The organism is Archaeoglobus veneficus SNP6 (assembly GCF_000194625.1).
Taxonomy (GTDB): domain Archaea; phylum Halobacteriota; class Archaeoglobi; order Archaeoglobales; family Archaeoglobaceae; genus Archaeoglobus_C; species Archaeoglobus_C veneficus.
Genome location: NC_015320.1, coordinates 1,222,455 through 1,235,069, shown reverse-complemented (window position 1 = coordinate 1,235,069; position 12,615 = coordinate 1,222,455). Strand labels below are relative to the sequence as shown.

The following is a 12,615-nucleotide window of genomic DNA, read 5'->3' as shown; positions in this document are numbered from 1 at the left end:
GAGAACATTGGGCTTTAATCATGTATTCCTTACCAATTTAGAAATCATGGATCAAGAATCTCAAATGCACTATTATCCAATATCAAACCTAAGCAGGGCTGCTATGCCGCCAAGAGCCATGAGTCTTTTCCCAGGCTCGAATTCGGTACTCATAATAACGATCTTGCCCTTCGAGAGTTCTACATCTCTTAAAAATGAATCTATATCCCATTTTTCTCTCTGCTCTCTCAAAAACTCATCGGCGATTAGCAGAACGTCAATTGCTCCGTAGTTGAAAGCCTGCTTTACCTCCTCGAGCCCGTATGCGACCTTCTCTCCCTTTGCAATGTGCTCCAGCAGTAAATCCATATACTCTGCCTCTTCTGCAAGCCTTACGTCGCTGGCAATTCTGGCTAATGCTCCTCTCTTGAGAACTTCTATGAAACCCCTCGTTCCTATCGACGACGTGTCTACGGTTATCGCCTTCTTCGCCATTTCGGGGTTCTTCTCCTTCAAGAACTTCAGAAAGTCCTCCTTTGCAAATCCTGGCCCGGCAACAATCAGATACTTGAAATCGAGCTTTTCGAGGGTGGATAATACCTGGGAAAAGAATTCAACTCTTGCGGAGCTTTCCTTTCCGTAGCTCTGTCTTATGCTTGCGACTTCCTCTACTCCCCACTGCCTGACGACGCCAATTATTGCATCTCCCTCTTCTATCGTCACTATTACGACTTCTGGTTGCTTTGACGCTTCTATTGCATGCTTTAGTCTTCTGAGCTGTTCATCTTTCCAGGTCTTGATTATGCTGAGTTCCTTGCCCGTGGTGATGTTTATCGTATGATAGCCCGAGTCCTCGACTCCTGCCACTATCCTGCCGGTTATGCGAAGCCTGTTGGCAAAGCGGTGAAATTCGACTTTTTCGACCTGAATTCCGAGCCTTACTGTTACCTTCTCCTTGTCGCTTCGCAGCTTGTCAGCACTCTCGCTTATTCTTTTGGTCAGCGCGAAGACGATGTCGCCAGGTTCCACTATGTATTTCAGGTGCCAGAGATCGTCGAGTGTTTCTGGAGTAAGCTTTATCTCGCCCTCGTTTCCCTTCAGTCTCTCCTCCACGACTCTCATTTTTCTCCTCCCTCTTTTTCAGTTTCTTTCGCCGTCTTACCCTTACCCCTCTTCCTTTTTACACACCACTCGTAGTAGGAAATGGGATGCGAAACCTTGCATTCTGCGTAGCAGTTGTGGTACGTTCGCATCGTATCGCATGCCGGGCAATCATATTCCGTTCCTCTGCCTCTTGCCCCCGCGATATGCTCAACCTGATACCTCGTTTTCTCCTCGTCGAAGTCGGGGGCAGAGCTGAACAGAGAGATTATTTCGTCAACACTCAGCCCGATATTAAGCATGAAAGATGTTATGGCAAATCTTGCGGTGTGCGGGACGTTAACTCCACTCTGTAGGTCTGAAAGTATCTTCTTCATGCACGGTGGGAAGCATGAAACATCAACCTCTCCGAGCTCAACCTTTATGTCTTTTTTCACCCTTTCGGTCTTCGCCGAAAGCTGTGCAATGTAGTCTTCGAGCCCTTTCACCTCGTACGCAGCAGACTCTTCAAGCTTTTCTCTCAGCCTCTCTTTGAGGAGCCTCAGAAATTCTTCTCTTTCAAGCTCAACCCAGCCTTTGCTTAGCTTCCTGTTCAGGAGCCTCCATCTTTCGGCCTTTATCCTTGCAGCCCCCCTCAGGTAGGATACAACGTGCACCCTGTATTCGTCTCCAATCTCTGCTCTCACACCAAGTTCTGCGGCCAGAAGCCTGATGACATTGTCTTCCTCACTGTACATGATTTCTGCGTACCTGTCCGCCTCCCTGACCGCATACTTTCTTCTCACCCACGGTTCGAGCTGAGAAACTATTATTTTAGAGGTTATGTACGCTACGGCTGCTCTCTTAGCCTGAAGCTTGTATCTCAGATACGTCTCGTAGCTTACCTCCTGATGGCAATTTCTGTAGCATTCTCCGCACGCGTTGCAGCGGTAGAAATATAGTGTTTTCAGAGCCTCACACTCGACACAATCCCTATCGCAGGCCGAGCATAAAAAAGCAGCTCTTGGATACTCGATATCTATGCTCTTCCCCTCCACGACGGCCTCTACTATCCGCTTCCCAAGCTCTCTCGCTTCAACGTCCGATTTTTTGCTTGACGACAGTATTGCGTCAATGCTTCCGTACTCGTGCTGAATAAATGGGGCAGTAAGGCGAATAAAAGGATACTTGGCTATAAGGGGAAGGATGGGGAGGAATGGCTGGGCCATCTGTTTTATATTATTCCGCCTCTATGCGCGGTGCGAGTATATATTCCACCTTTGCCTTGCCGTCTGCAACCTCGAAAACGAGCCTTACCGGGTAGTTGTTGCCTAAGTATATCGTCAGCACGTCGCCACTTCCTGCAGTCTTGACGAACTCCTTGAGGTACTCGATAGAAAACATACTCCTCGCTACGCCGCGGTTAAACTCTATAAGTTCTGCCTCGCTCATGTGGAACTCTATTCTATCAACGTCACCCTCTGCCTCGATGTAGAATCCCGTTTCGTCGCTTCTGAAGACGACATGGTCGCTTATCTTGTCCGCAGCGTTTATCGCCTTCTTGAACTCGCCGGCATCAAGTACTATCTTTGCAGGCAGTTCCAAGCTCGGGACTTTCGGTTCCTTTCTTATCGCTGACGGGTCTATCAGCGCGACACTGTACTGCACGCTCCCAAACTTAATCATGAGGGATGTCTCGTCTTCGACCTTCATCTCCACGAGTTCTCCGCTTTTGATAGCCTTTGATATGTCAAAAACTCTATTAACGTCCACGCCTATTGTTTTCTCCTCGTCAACCTTGTAAACTTCAAAGCTGTCTTTTGGTACGTCAACTATGACCATTGCAACGTTTGCCGGATCAACGGCCCTCGAATGCAAACCGTCGCTGTTGAAGTGAAAACGCGCCTCGCTTACGAGAGCAACCATAGCCTTTGTAACAGCCTTCAGAACGTCTCCAGTTACTATAACATCTATCATCGCAAACCCCCTGAACAAATCATAATGGCAAAAATATTTATATTTTTTTCCTTTAGCTCGGGTACATTGATGCTCTGGCGTTCTTTATTCATCTCGCTGCCCAGCAGGTCGGCCCATGCAGCTTTCAGCAGGTTTTACGCTCCTCAACCTCCACGATTTCCCCCCTCGGTTCGACTTCCTTGAATATCTGCCCTTCAAACCTGTATACTTCACACCCATCCATAAGCCAGCAGTCAGGAGGCAAACCCGCTTTCATGCAGGTGTGGGACAGGAACTCCTCCGCGTCGAATCCATACTCTACGGCAACTTGAGGGAGTAGCAGTCCGGAGAAGTGGCCCATTTTAATGAGAAGGCCGTGCCTGCCAATTTCAACGTGCTTCGGCAGCTCAATGGCCTTGGCGACAATTCTCTCAGGAGGCGTGAGGACTGTAACTTCTACGACTATCTCGTCCATCTCACCTATCTTTACGGGGGGAAATCTCGGGTCTTCAGTTGCTGCAGCAATAGCAGACTCAATTATTGCCTCGTCGAGCCTCTTAATCGGGTAGGGAAATCCTATACAACCGCGAAGCTCGTGGTTTTTGGTTAGTGTTGTGAAAACGCCCCTTTGTTTTTCAAAAACTCCCGGGTATCTCTCTTTTATGACTTCTTTCTTTTCGAGGTATGTTTCAATAGCCTTCCTTGCGAGCTTGACGGCTTTGATGCCGTCCTCAATGCTGAGTCTTTCCATGCAGAACATACGCTCATCAGGGTTAAATTTCTTCCTGTTGACACTTTCGCTCCAGTCGAAAAGCTAAACTATTTGTTGGGCAATTTACTTTGATGCGCTACCTCCGGTGGGACGAGACGCTTTTCAGAAATTATGAGGTCTTTGACGAAGATTACCTGCCCGAGGAATACCTGCACAGAGAAACCCAGCTTAACCGCCTTGTTTCAAATCTCAAGCCAGCTTTGAGAGGTGCGAGGCCTGTAAACTGCCTGTGCCTCGGCCCACCGGGAACGGGAAAAACAACGGCTGTAAAACTAATCTTCAAAGACCTCTCGGAGTTTGAAGGTGTAATTCCTGTTTACGTCAACTGTCAGATAATGAACTCGAAGCAGCAGGTTTTCGCCAAGATATTCAGGGCAGTTTATGGATACGAGCCACCCTCTTACGGTGTTCCATTCACAAAGCTCTACTATAGCGTTATGAAAGGTATTGGTGAAAGAGTGCTCGTTGTTGCACTCGATGACTTGAACTTCCTGCTGAGCGAGGAGGTTGCCAACGAAGTGCTCTACGCTCTGCTGAAGGCTCACGAGGAGGTAGAGGGTGTTAAAGTTGGCATCGTCGGGATAGCTACGGACGTAAAGCTTGCAGCGAGACTTGACGAGCGCGTTTCATCAGTATTCCATCCAGACGAGATACACTTCCCTCTCTATGGCTTTGAGGAGATAAGAGATATACTCGCGTCAAGAGCGAGGTTCGGGTTTTATCCGGGGGTTCTGAGCGATGAGGCGCTCGATAAGATTGCCGAACTGTGCTACGAATATGGGGATCTGCGTTTCGGCATATATCTGATGAAGCTCGCTGGCTTGGAGGCAGAGAGGGAAGCGAGCAGGCGAATAGAGCTCAGACACGTCGAGGCTGTTTACGAGGGAAGCAGAAGGGTATTCCTGAAGAAGAGCGTTCAGGCCCTCAGCGACCACGAAAGGGTTCTGCTCGGACTGATATATTCTTCTGACGAGCTTACGACTGGCGAACTTTACAGACGTTTCAAGGAAATGACGGCAGTTGGGTACACAAAGTTCTACGAGATGCTCTCCAAGCTCGAGAGCATAAGGCTCATAGACACGAGGTTCGAGCAAAGGGGTGGCAGAACGAGGGCAATCATAAAGAGATATGAACCGGCCCTCGTGCTCGACGCGCTGGAGGAATTTTAGGAGGTTAGGATTCATTCTTACCAAAAAAGCAAAAAAGTTAATTAGGCCTGCAGCATGGAGATTGCGAGGTGGAGCCATGAAGCACCTGCTGTCGATCTCAGACCTCACTGCAGAAGAACTTGCAGAAATTCTTGAGCTTGCTGAAAAGCTGAAGGCAGAAAGGTACAAGGGCGTTGTCACGGACTACCTGAAGAACAAGAGCCTTGCAATGATATTTGAGCTCCCTTCGACGCGTACAAGGGTCTCATTCGAGGTCGCTATGACCGACCTCGGAGGACATGCACTTTACCTCGGCTGGAACGAGCTGCAGCTTGGCAGAGGTGAGCCTATAAAGGATACAGCCAGAGTACTCTCAAGGTACGTCCACGCAATCATGATGAGGGTCAGAAACCACTCCACACTGGAGGAATTCGCGGCGTATTCATCCGTTCCAGTCATAAACGGCCTGAGCAACCTTGAACATCCCTGTCAGATTATTGCTGACCTTTTAACGATTAAGGAGTACAAGGGCAGCCTTGAGGACGTGAAGGTTGCCTGGGTTGGTGACGGTAACAACGTCTGCAACTCCCTGATTCTTGCTACAGCTCTTGCAGGCATGGAAATCGTGGTTTCGACTCCCTCTGGTTACGAGCCGGACGAGAGCATCATAAAAAAGGCGAAAGAGCTGAAAGCAAATCTGAAGTTCGAGTCGAACCCGGTAAAGGCTGTTAAGGATGCTGATGTCATATACACGGATGTGTGGGTATCAATGGGGCAGGAGTCTGAGAAAAGGAAGAGGCTGAAAGATTTCGGCCCGTACCAAGTAAACAAGAAGCTCGTTGACGTTGCCAAGGAGGACGTCATTGTTATGCACTGCCTGCCAGCGCACAGAGGTGAGGAGATAACCGATGAGGTCATAGAGGGCGCAAGCTCCGTCATTTTCGACCAGGCGGAGAACAGACTGCATGCCCAAAAGGCTATACTTCTCAAGCTCATAGGCGGCGAATATGACTGACTGGGGCAGTGTTGTTGAACGCATAACGACTTTCATAAAAGACTGCGTTAGCAGTGCAGGTGCAAAGGGTGTCGTCGTTGGTGTTAGCGGTGGAGTTGACAGCGCTTGCGTTGCGAAGCTCTGCACGATGGCGCTCGGCAGCGATTCTGTTCTCGCCCTTATCATGCCCGAGGAAGGCGTGACGCCGAAAGAGGATGTGGAAGATGCAGTAAACCTCTGCAAGGAGCTTGGCGTCGAGTACAGGATTATAGAAATAAACCCGTTCGTAAACGCTTTTGTCTCAAAACTCGGAGAAGAGCACAAGATAGCCGTTGCAAACATCAAGCCGAGGATAAGGATGATACTCCTCTACTTCCACGCAAATTCGAGAAGACTCCTCGTTGCTGGCACAGGGAACAAGAGCGAGCTGATGGCGGGCTACTTCACGAAGTACGGCGATGGCGGCGTTGATTTCCTGCCCATCGGAGACCTCTACAAGACCGAAGTTTTCCAGCTCGCCCGTTACCTTGGTATTCCAGAGCGGATAGTCACGAAGAAGCCAAGTGCGAGGCTGTGGAAGGGTCAGACAGACGAGGAAGAGATGGGTATAAGCTACGAGAAGCTCGACGCAATTCTGAAGGCAATGGAGAAAGGAGTGAGCGTGGAGGAGATACCGGCCGTTGCAGGAGTGAGCGAGGAGGAAGTGGCGACTGTTGTTAGGATGGTCGAACTCAGCAGACACAAGCGCGAGCCGCTACCCTTGGCAAGGGTGAGGGATTTACTGGATTGTTAGTCAGTGGTAATTCGGATGAACTTTTTCAGAGTTATATTTAATCTATAATATTTTATTTCTCAAGTACTGCTCTCCAACAGGCACCGAAACGCTTTGGTTTGATGGGTTTGTCGTATTTTCTGATGTCCTTAAGCTCGATATTTATAAACGCATCCCTTCCCTAAAAAGCGATCCATAAACTGTTTGGGGATTGAGTACGTTACACCGGTGATTTCAGACATTAGACCACCTAAACTTCGCCTTTTATTTCCATGACGGCCTTGAGCAGTTCTTTCCCCATAGGTTTTGGTATCTCTCTCCCCTCTTTCTTGGCAGCCTCTATCCATAGCTCAATTGCGATTTTGATTTCCTTTAACGCCTCCTCTTCAGTCTCACCAAAAGCAGAACAGCCAGGTAGCTCGGGAACTACAGCGATGTATCCTTCATCTTCTTCGCTGTAGAAGATTTCAATCGTGTACTTGTGCATCTCAATCCTCCTCAAGCAAATTATATCTCTTAATTACTTTTAAAAGTTGCTTTACTTGATATGGTTTCGCCTTGCCCTTAACATTCTGGAAGTTCAGAATTTCCTTGACCCCTTCTCTGACGTAGACTCTGTGGCTACCTTTTCCACCTCTAAATCTGAAGCCGAAAAGTTCAGCTGCCTTACAGAGTTCTTCGAATCGAACATTCTTTGGGTTGTTCTTCAGCTTCTCGTGAATCTCTCTTCGATCCATGATAACATTGCTGACAAAGATTGATATATTCATATCTGAGATTTTCAAAATCCAAAGGTTGTAAAGCTTCAAAGAAGGGGTATGGATTTTCATCGAATTCTAAATCCTAGGTTGTTCTGGTACAAAAACCATATAATCAAGGCTTAATTAATGTATTTATGCCTATGTCAAGAAAAAAATCGTCCGGTAGGAAGAACCCACCTAGCAAAACGAAAGAAGAGATATTGAGGTTTGCCTTAGTTCATCCATATGGTTTTGATGAAACTGATTTAAGAGTTTATTTAAGAAAGAAATACGATATAACCGATCCGCGGGGCATAAAGAGGCATTTACGCGAGCTTGAAAAAAACAGTATCTAATCAAAATAACTATTCCAGGAAAAGCAAACAAATGGTTAGTGGAATTTAATCCAGCCTTACTAATAGAAATTATGGAGACGTATCCAGATCTAAAATCTGATATTGCAAAATTCGTCAGGCGTATTTTTAACGACGTTTCGTATCTCAGCGAGAAGAGGGTGGAATTAACTATAAAAGATGCAATAATGCTAATGAAAAAGATAGGAGACTCGAGTGATATACATCTGATCTTGTCATCTACTGGGTGGAGAAGTTGGATCTGGAAACTTATTCAAGATTTTGAATCTGATTTCAATAAGAGATATCAATTAAGACTCTCTACCAATTACAAGGCAAAACTAATTCTCATTCTCACGTCTTCACCGGGGGCTGTGTTGGAATTCCTTAAATTTATTACAACACCAATTTTTTTAGATGAATTTGCAATCCTAAGAGACTTTTTGGAAATAAGTGGGGTGATCAGTGGAATTATGGATGGTGTACAAGTATATACAATTCCGACCACAAAGTTATTCGATGAAATTCCGAATTCATTCTACGAAAAAGAGGGGCGGATCTTTAAGGTCAGGTATTTGAAACTGGATAAGCTAATAGAACCTGTTCGGGTAATATCCGAGTTAAATTTTAGACTTTATTATGCGCTAATAAATGACTTGGAAAGAGGCATTCTAAACCAAAATTTCTTTGAGAATGTTGAAAAACTCAAAATGGCTTCGGAAGGAAGTCAGCAATACCAAAAATAAAAACTAAAGATAATATAAAAATATTTAAATTCTGAACTTTTTAGCCTACTCAAAAAACCCCTCGAACATCTCAGCAAACTTCGACGGCTTCACGAGGAACTCCAGCTTCTCTATAGACTTTACGAGCGTGTACATCTCCTCACTCTTCTTCAGTCCAAGTTCCTTGGGTATCTTTGCCTTTACTTCTCTCAGTTCAGGGACTTCGCCATATCTTTCGTTTTTAATCCACCCATCCTCTGTGTAGTAGTAGCATGCACCTCTGTACTTCGCGTAGGGCTCATATATGGACGAAAAATCTCTGCAAACCCAGTTGGCCATCTTGAGCTCTTTGTTCGATGGGTTAATCGTCACGTGCCCGTAGTTTGGTGGTATAACAACCTTGTCGCCCTTCTCAGCTTTCACGGCAATAACGTCGTCTATTTTGCCGTTGATAGCTCGCTGGAGGATGTAGATTGCCTCGCCCTCAAGAACCTCGTATATTTCCGTGTAGCTCAGCCCTTTTTCAGCCTCTGGATGGTAGTGGCCGTAGGTCTTTATGAATTCCTTTCCTATTTTCGCCGGTGGAATTACGGTTATGTCGAACCTGAGCCTGTGCTGGAGTATTCTCTCGTGGTCGGCTTTACTGTAGTAAACGTCCCTGAACATGTAGTATGCGGGAAAATCGTCTTTTAACCCATCGGGATACGCAAGAACAGGAAGCAAATCACTCGCCATTCTAACATCGGCTTTGAAGACTCTTCCTGCAACTTCCAGTTCCATGTTTTCCTGTTGCCCCGTTGGTATTTATTGCTTTGCGTATTTTTGAGTTCGGGCTGGGAGGATATCGCTATAACCGGATATCAGTCATAACTCTTCACGTCCACGCCGCATACAACATCCTGAACGAGCTTAAATTTCACATCCAGCTTTCTGCCATTAACAAAAACTTCTGCACAGCTAGCAGCGGAAAGTCTTGGAATTGTTGGACTCCCGGGAGAGATTACAACTACATCACCAAACCTCTCCACAACAAATCTGTGGACGTGTCCGAAAAATAAAACGTCCACGCCAAGTTCTTTCGCCCTGTAACCCAAGTCATGAAATTCATTCAGGTAATTTCCGGCATGCACAACTCCAAACCTGAGGTCTTCAACTTCGAACGTTACCTCTGCCGGAACTTCCGTCTTTATTCGTTCGTCATCCAAATTTCCACTGACTGCTCTGAGGTTGTACTTTTTGTGCATCGCCCTGTATAGTTCGTAGCCCGTGAAATCTCCCGTGTGAACAACAATGTCCGCTTCATTCATAAGAGTCACAAGCTTTGGTGGCAAATCCTTAAAGCTTTCAACATGCGTGTCGCCAGTGACAATTATCTTTCTCATGGCTCCGGATTTTTTGTTGTATTGTCTTAAAATAGTTCCTCCTTTACCAAGAATGGGGCTGCTGAGTGGCCATGATGGAAAACTGTTTTAGGACGCTATGGCCTTTTGCCTGCTATGGAAGTCCGCATGCGATGCGCGGAAATTGCATGCCACGAGTGCTGCATCGAAACCGAAATGCAGCTCAGTGAGGAAGACGTCAGGAGGATAGAGCGTCTTGGCTACAGCAGGGATGAGTTTAGCGTTGAGATGGATGGTGTAAGGGTTCTCAGAAACGTCGATGGCAAATGCTACTTTCTCAAAGATGGTAAGTGCTCGATATACAAGCACAGGCCAAAGGGTTGCAGGTTTTATCCGGTAATCTACGACGTGGAGCGGAATAGGGCGACTGTCCACGATTTCTGCCCTCTCTGGAAGGAAGTAAAGCCTGCTACTGTTAAGAAGGTGGAAAAGGAGTTAATAAGGCACATAGAGGATGTGTACGGCGTAGGACTGCGGTGAGTGATCGGGTAAGGATGTTGTGGTTAGGAACATCAATAAAAAATCCACACGCTCAGCCGATGCACAACCTTTATAAGCACAATGAAGGGGTATGATGTAGCTATCTGAGATTGGCCTGGCGTCTGGCAGACTTGAGAGCCGGGAGCCTATACGTGCCGCCCTTCAGAATTTAGATTCCTTGAGGACCCGTAGCCTAGCATGGATAAGGCGGCAGCCTCCTAAGCTGCAGATCGCGGGTTCAAATCCCGCCGGGTCCGCTTTATCCTTCTTCTCCTAACTTCTCGACGATATTAAGCTGAAGATTACGTCTTTTAGTTCTCTAATTTACTTTTCCAACTCGCTAACTCGCTCTTTAGTCTCAGCATAAGAACACCTAAAGATGTCAGAAGAATGATGGACGAACTGAAGGACGTGAACTTCAGAAAAACTCTACCCCAATTAAACTAAGAAAATATATAAAAAAGTAGAAAATTACATCTTCATTGCGAGCTTTATGTCTTCTGCCTTGACTGTTGTTCTTCCGGCGTGTCTGGCTATTTCAACAGCCTTTCTCGCAACTTCCAACGCCCTCTCTTCGAGGATTTCAGTCATCTTCTCCACAGCATCGGCACTAACTCTCTCCGCTCCAGCCTTTCTTATCAACCTGTCCACAGGTGCAAAAGGAAGCTCGGACATGCAGACACCACCACACTTTTTCTTTTACTTGTGTATTATACCGATATATACTTTTTGACAAACATTCAGGAGGCATCTGCAATGTGGAAGTGGCTGTCACCTCTTGGCTGCTATGAGTTTTACTTTCATAAACGTGTCTTTTAATCTGATTATACAGTCATCCTGTCTTATCAGGTTCAGTCTCCGTCTGAAGATGTGCAGTCACTCGGTGAAGGCGTACTCAGAAGTTAGCATAGCCACAACCAGTGCTACCACGCTGAAAGAGGTTATCACCGAAATCGGCTGCCCTATTTCGGAAACGTCTCCCTGCATGGCGAGATTCAGGGCAAGAATCGTGGAAGAAATTATTGGAAACACAACTGGAAAGATTATTACTGGCAAAAGAAGCTCCCTCGATCTCGATTTTATGACGAGGATGGCGAGAGATGATGTTGCTATTACGAAGGCCACGTTCCCGAGAGTGATGGCGGCGATAAAGGCGTCTAACCTTGCGATGGAAAGATCAAAGACGCCCATGAAGATGGGCAGGACTATTGCCTCAGTTATGAGCATCAATGTGAGGTTGTAGAGTATCTTACCCACCACTATGCTCGCAGGGTTTACGGGCGAGATTCTCAGGCCATCGAGGGTTTCAAGCTCAACCTCTCGTATAAACGCTCTCGCGTAGCCGAGCATGCCAACGAAGATGAAAATGAGCCAGAGCAGAGCAGGGGCGACATCGTTCGCAACGCTGACGGGCACCGACACACTGAACATCATGGATGCTACGAGGGAAAAGAGCACCATCAGATTCAGGGTATTTTTGCTCCTGAACTCGATGAAAATGTCTTTTTTTGCAATTTCAATTGCCTTCAAGTCCCACCACCCTCATGTACCTCTCTTCAGCTTCACTTGCCCTGCAGTCTTCAACAATTTTCCCATCGAGGAGTATTACTGCTCTGTCGCACAGACTCACAGCCTCGCTTATATCGTGGGTTGTGAGAAGAATCGTTCGTCCTTCGCCGTACCTTTTCAGGTATGCGATTAGCTCTCTCCTCCCCTCAACATCAAGACCGCTCGTTGGTTCGTCGAGAATCAGAATTTCGGGATCGTGGAGCAAAGCCCTTGCAATGGAGAGGCGCTGCTTCATCCCCCTCGAGAAAGTTTTAACTCTCGCGTGCCGCCTTTCGTAGAGCTTCACCTGCTTTAAAATTTCTTCAATTCTTTTTTCGAGGTCTTTTACGTCGTAAAGCCTGCCGTAGAACCTCAGATTTTCGTATGCAGTTAATTCGTCGTAAAGCATGGGATTGTGGGAGACGAAACCAATCTTTCTCCTTAGCTCCGCGTTGAACTTCCAAGCCTTCATGTTCAGAACGAGCACGTCTCCCTTCGTCGGCCTCGTCTGACCGCTTATCAGCTTCACGAGTGTGGTCTTTCCCGCTCCGTTTGGCCCGAGAATCGCAAGCTTCTCTCCAGCATCAACCTCGAGGGATACTCCTTTCAGAGCTGTAAAATAGCCGTACTTCTTTATCACGTCTCTGAGCACGATGACTCTCATAGCT

18 protein-coding genes and 1 tRNA gene are annotated in these 12,615 nt (G+C 46.8%); 7 read left to right on the top strand and 12 right to left on the bottom strand.

What is annotated here, in order from left to right:
- Nucleotides 1-72: 72 nt before the first annotated feature.
- The 4 genes from ARCVE_RS06930 to ARCVE_RS06915 all read right to left on the bottom strand — a co-directional run bounded on the left by ARCVE_RS06930 (nt 73) and on the right by ARCVE_RS06915 (nt 3,766).
- Nucleotides 73-1,101 (bottom strand): mRNA surveillance protein pelota, encoded by a 1,029-nt coding sequence (locus tag ARCVE_RS06930; protein ID WP_013684054.1) that lies wholly within the window; start codon nt 1,099-1,101, stop codon nt 73-75.
- On the bottom strand, nt 1,098-2,288 hold the full coding sequence (locus ARCVE_RS06925) for a DNA primase large subunit PriL (RefSeq protein WP_013684053.1): 1,191 nt from the start codon (nt 2,286-2,288) through the stop codon (nt 1,098-1,100). The genes ARCVE_RS06930 and ARCVE_RS06925 overlap by 4 nt, the downstream gene beginning before the upstream one ends.
- Before the next feature lie 10 nt (nt 2,289-2,298).
- Nucleotides 2,299-3,036, bottom strand: coding sequence for a DNA polymerase sliding clamp (locus ARCVE_RS06920; RefSeq protein WP_013684052.1), 738 nt, complete (start codon nt 3,034-3,036; stop codon nt 2,299-2,301).
- Nucleotides 3,037-3,160: 124 nt separating this feature from the next.
- A complete protein-coding gene (locus ARCVE_RS06915) occupies nt 3,161-3,766 on the bottom strand; it encodes a TIGR00296 family protein (RefSeq protein WP_013684051.1) in 606 nt (201 codons plus the stop codon).
- A 92-nt stretch (nt 3,767-3,858) separates the two neighbouring features.
- On the opposite strand from ARCVE_RS06915, the gene ARCVE_RS06910 reads away from it, so the two are divergent.
- The 3 genes from ARCVE_RS06910 (at nt 3,859) to ARCVE_RS06900 (ending at nt 6,722) form a co-directional block, all read left to right on the top strand.
- Nucleotides 3,859-4,956, top strand: coding sequence for an ORC1-type DNA replication protein (locus tag ARCVE_RS06910; protein WP_013684050.1), 1,098 nt, complete (start codon nt 3,859-3,861; stop codon nt 4,954-4,956).
- A gap of 76 nt (nt 4,957-5,032) precedes the next feature.
- A complete protein-coding gene (gene argF, locus ARCVE_RS06905; protein WP_013684049.1) occupies nt 5,033-5,950 on the top strand; it encodes an ornithine carbamoyltransferase in 918 nt (305 codons plus the stop codon).
- Nucleotides 5,943-6,722 (top strand): NAD+ synthase, encoded by a 780-nt coding sequence (locus ARCVE_RS06900; protein WP_013684048.1) that lies wholly within the window; start codon nt 5,943-5,945, stop codon nt 6,720-6,722. The genes argF and ARCVE_RS06900 overlap by 8 nt, the downstream gene beginning before the upstream one ends.
- 52 nt (nt 6,723-6,774) lie before the next feature.
- On the opposite strand, the gene ARCVE_RS11810 is transcribed toward ARCVE_RS06900, so the two are convergent.
- The 3 genes from ARCVE_RS11810 to ARCVE_RS06890 all read right to left on the bottom strand — a co-directional run bounded on the left by ARCVE_RS11810 (nt 6,775) and on the right by ARCVE_RS06890 (nt 7,438).
- Nucleotides 6,775-6,846 (bottom strand): hypothetical protein, encoded by a 72-nt coding sequence (locus tag ARCVE_RS11810; RefSeq protein ID WP_394295114.1) that lies wholly within the window; start codon nt 6,844-6,846, stop codon nt 6,775-6,777.
- 105 nt (nt 6,847-6,951) lie between these two features.
- Entirely contained in the window at nt 6,952-7,188 is a 237-nt protein-coding gene (locus tag ARCVE_RS06895) for a type II toxin-antitoxin system HicB family antitoxin (protein ID WP_013684047.1), read from the bottom strand.
- Nucleotide 7,189: 1 nt separating this feature from the next.
- Nucleotides 7,190-7,438 (bottom strand): type II toxin-antitoxin system HicA family toxin, encoded by a 249-nt coding sequence (locus tag ARCVE_RS06890; protein WP_048085757.1) that lies wholly within the window; start codon nt 7,436-7,438, stop codon nt 7,190-7,192.
- A gap of 164 nt (nt 7,439-7,602) precedes the next feature.
- Here ARCVE_RS06890 and ARCVE_RS06885 point away from each other — a divergent pair, with 164 nt between their 5' ends.
- Together ARCVE_RS06885 and ARCVE_RS06880 are read left to right on the top strand one after the other, a co-directional pair.
- Nucleotides 7,603-7,797 carry a hypothetical protein gene (locus ARCVE_RS06885; protein WP_156786031.1) on the top strand — a complete coding sequence of 65 codons (195 nt, stop codon included), beginning with the start codon at nt 7,603-7,605 and terminating at the stop codon, nt 7,795-7,797.
- A gap of 38 nt (nt 7,798-7,835) precedes the next feature.
- Entirely contained in the window at nt 7,836-8,540 is a 705-nt protein-coding gene (locus ARCVE_RS06880; protein WP_232215782.1) for a hypothetical protein, read from the top strand.
- 45 nt (nt 8,541-8,585) lie between these two features.
- Here the strand turns inward: ARCVE_RS06880 and ARCVE_RS06875 are convergent, their stop codons facing one another.
- Entirely contained in the window at nt 8,586-9,299 is a 714-nt protein-coding gene (locus tag ARCVE_RS06875; RefSeq protein ID WP_013684043.1) for a glucose-6-phosphate isomerase family protein, read from the bottom strand.
- 80 nt (nt 9,300-9,379) lie between these two features.
- Entirely contained in the window at nt 9,380-9,901 is a 522-nt protein-coding gene (locus ARCVE_RS06870) for a YfcE family phosphodiesterase (protein WP_013684042.1), read from the bottom strand.
- Between the two features lie 114 nt (nt 9,902-10,015).
- Between ARCVE_RS06870 and ARCVE_RS06865 the strand changes: the two genes are divergently transcribed.
- Nucleotides 10,016-10,399 (top strand): YkgJ family cysteine cluster protein, encoded by a 384-nt coding sequence (locus tag ARCVE_RS06865; RefSeq protein WP_013684041.1) that lies wholly within the window; start codon nt 10,016-10,018, stop codon nt 10,397-10,399.
- Between the two features lie 182 nt (nt 10,400-10,581).
- Nucleotides 10,582-10,656, top strand: a tRNA-Arg gene (locus tag ARCVE_RS06860).
- A gap of 214 nt (nt 10,657-10,870) precedes the next feature.
- Here the strand turns inward: ARCVE_RS06860 and ARCVE_RS06855 are convergent.
- The 3 genes from ARCVE_RS06855 to ccmA form a co-directional block, all read right to left on the bottom strand.
- Nucleotides 10,871-11,074: a histone family protein gene (locus ARCVE_RS06855; protein ID WP_013684040.1), complete on the bottom strand. Its 204-nt coding sequence runs from the start codon at nt 11,072-11,074 to the stop codon at nt 10,871-10,873.
- 201 nt (nt 11,075-11,275) lie between these two features.
- Nucleotides 11,276-11,929 carry a heme exporter protein CcmB gene (locus ARCVE_RS06850; protein WP_013684039.1) on the bottom strand — a complete coding sequence of 218 codons (654 nt, stop codon included), beginning with the start codon at nt 11,927-11,929 and terminating at the stop codon, nt 11,276-11,278.
- Complete coding sequence (gene ccmA, locus ARCVE_RS06845) at nt 11,916-12,611, bottom strand: heme ABC exporter ATP-binding protein CcmA (RefSeq protein ID WP_013684038.1); 696 nt, start codon at nt 12,609-12,611, stop codon at nt 11,916-11,918. The genes ARCVE_RS06850 and ccmA overlap by 14 nt, the downstream gene beginning before the upstream one ends.
- Between the last annotated feature and the right edge of the window lie 4 nt (nt 12,612-12,615).

Bases quoted from the DNA above. Each gene is read 5' to 3' on its own strand.
- ARCVE_RS06930 (WP_013684054.1), bottom strand. From the start codon at position 1,101: ATGAGAGTCGTGGAGGAGAGACTGAAGGGAAACGAGGGCGAGATAAAG.
- ARCVE_RS06925 (WP_013684053.1), bottom strand. From the start codon at position 2,288: ATGGCCCAGCCATTCCTCCCCATCCTTCCCCTTATAGCCAAGTATCCT.
- ARCVE_RS06920 (WP_013684052.1), bottom strand. From the start codon at position 3,036: ATGATAGATGTTATAGTAACTGGAGACGTTCTGAAGGCTGTTACAAAG.
- ARCVE_RS06915 (WP_013684051.1), bottom strand. From the start codon at position 3,766: ATGGAAAGACTCAGCATTGAGGACGGCATCAAAGCCGTCAAGCTCGCA.
- ARCVE_RS06910 (WP_013684050.1), top strand. From the start codon at position 3,859: ATGCGCTACCTCCGGTGGGACGAGACGCTTTTCAGAAATTATGAGGTC.
- argF (WP_013684049.1), top strand. From the start codon at position 5,033: ATGAAGCACCTGCTGTCGATCTCAGACCTCACTGCAGAAGAACTTGCA.
- ARCVE_RS06900 (WP_013684048.1), top strand. From the start codon at position 5,943: ATGACTGACTGGGGCAGTGTTGTTGAACGCATAACGACTTTCATAAAA.
- ARCVE_RS06895 (WP_013684047.1), bottom strand. From the start codon at position 7,188: ATGCACAAGTACACGATTGAAATCTTCTACAGCGAAGAAGATGAAGGA.
- ARCVE_RS06890 (WP_048085757.1), bottom strand. From the start codon at position 7,438: ATGGATCGAAGAGAGATTCACGAGAAGCTGAAGAACAACCCAAAGAAT.
- ARCVE_RS06885 (WP_156786031.1), top strand. From the start codon at position 7,603: ATGTCAAGAAAAAAATCGTCCGGTAGGAAGAACCCACCTAGCAAAACG.
- ARCVE_RS06875 (WP_013684043.1), bottom strand. From the start codon at position 9,299: ATGGAACTGGAAGTTGCAGGAAGAGTCTTCAAAGCCGATGTTAGAATG.
- ARCVE_RS06870 (WP_013684042.1), bottom strand. From the start codon at position 9,901: ATGAGAAAGATAATTGTCACTGGCGACACGCATGTTGAAAGCTTTAAG.
- ARCVE_RS06865 (WP_013684041.1), top strand. From the start codon at position 10,016: ATGGAAGTCCGCATGCGATGCGCGGAAATTGCATGCCACGAGTGCTGC.
- ARCVE_RS06855 (WP_013684040.1), bottom strand. From the start codon at position 11,074: ATGTCCGAGCTTCCTTTTGCACCTGTGGACAGGTTGATAAGAAAGGCT.
- ccmA (WP_013684038.1), bottom strand. From the start codon at position 12,611: ATGAGAGTCATCGTGCTCAGAGACGTGATAAAGAAGTACGGCTATTTT.